Here is a 1,211-nt window from a genome sequence, read left to right on the forward strand (position 1 = left end):
GCCTTCCACACTCCCCCGCGTCGCACGGGCCATGGCGTGGGCCCGTCTTCAACACGCTCTTCTTCCTCATCTGGAGAGAGGGGCCTGGACTCTGCCGACCCCTTCTGGCGAAGGGTTACGGTCAAAAGGACATACATCCCCATCTGCAAGAACTCACTTTCCCAATTCTCGAAGGTGGCGCTAACGAAGTGACCGCTGTGGAGGTACTCCCATAGCCCCAACAGGGGCCTATGTGCTTCCTTGAGCTCTTCATTGTGTGTCAAGAACCCGGTCCAGATCTGTCCCAACAAGAAGCAGATCAGTAATAGGAACAGGACTATCGATAAGCCGTTTCTTTTCCACATGGCCAGTAGTGCCTAATGTTGTGCGTCTGCCAGACCGTGGGGAGGTTTGGAGCCGATGGAACAGGGGGCTGAACGAAAAGGCGACACCTCAGCGTCGCCTTTTTTCTAATCAACCTGCAAAGCCTGGCGTTCCTCCAGAGCTGCCAACGTCACCGAAGTTCGGCTGGGTGCTTCCCGACGGATCGGGAGCACTCCCCGACCCGGTTTCGCTGCCCTTGACGCCCTGGCCAGGGCTAGGGCGGTCCCCAATTGAGCGCTGAGCGTCGGAGGAGCCCGAGGTGCTGTCGTCCACCGGGGGTTTGGCGGGCACAAATGGTGAAATGGGGTCACTCGCCGGGAACGTTTCTTCCAGTGCTTCTTCATGGTTGCGTTGCGTGCGCGCCTCTCGGGCTCGTTGCTCCGCGGGCGACTCTTTGGCGTTGTTTTCCCCCGGAAGGGGTGGGTCTTTCTGATCTCTTTCCATGACTGACTCCAAAAGGGGGCAGACAAAAAATCGCCATCGCAGCATTGCGACGGCGTCCAGAACTATGCGACTGCTGCAGCATTGCCGCCGGATTGGGCCAACAGGGTGAGCTTCTCGTCGGTGGCCTTCTCTTCTTCAAGTGTCTCTAGAAGAAGCGGAACAGCGGCCTTGTAACCCAACTGCTTGGCCAAGGCTGCGATGGTTCCGTAGCAGGCAATTTCGTAATGTTCGACCTTCTGCGCCCCACCGATCAACGCAGAGTCACGGACTGGTCCCTCTTCGATGCTGTCGATCGCCTCTTTGCCCTCCTCTACCAATCCCTCCATCGCGGCGCATTTGATGCGCTTGAGCCGGATTCCCAGAAGTTCGACAACCCGGTCGATGCGCTCGATCTGGCCTTGGGT

The 1,211-nt window shown here is 58.4% G+C and carries 2 protein-coding genes; both read right to left on the bottom strand.

Translation table 11 applies throughout. The annotated features are described in order from the left end of the window. The coding region (locus AC1DQP_RS20700; RefSeq protein WP_478052456.1) for a DUF6766 family protein at positions 1-344 on the bottom strand (344 nt) is incomplete at its 3' end. A gap of 525 nt (positions 345-869) precedes the next feature. Further along, on the bottom strand, positions 870-1,211 hold a 342-nt coding region (locus tag AC1DQP_RS20705; RefSeq protein ID WP_478052457.1), incomplete at its 5' end, for a YciE/YciF ferroxidase family protein.

Source organism: Stenotrophomonas sp. P5_A8 (genome assembly GCF_056400545.1).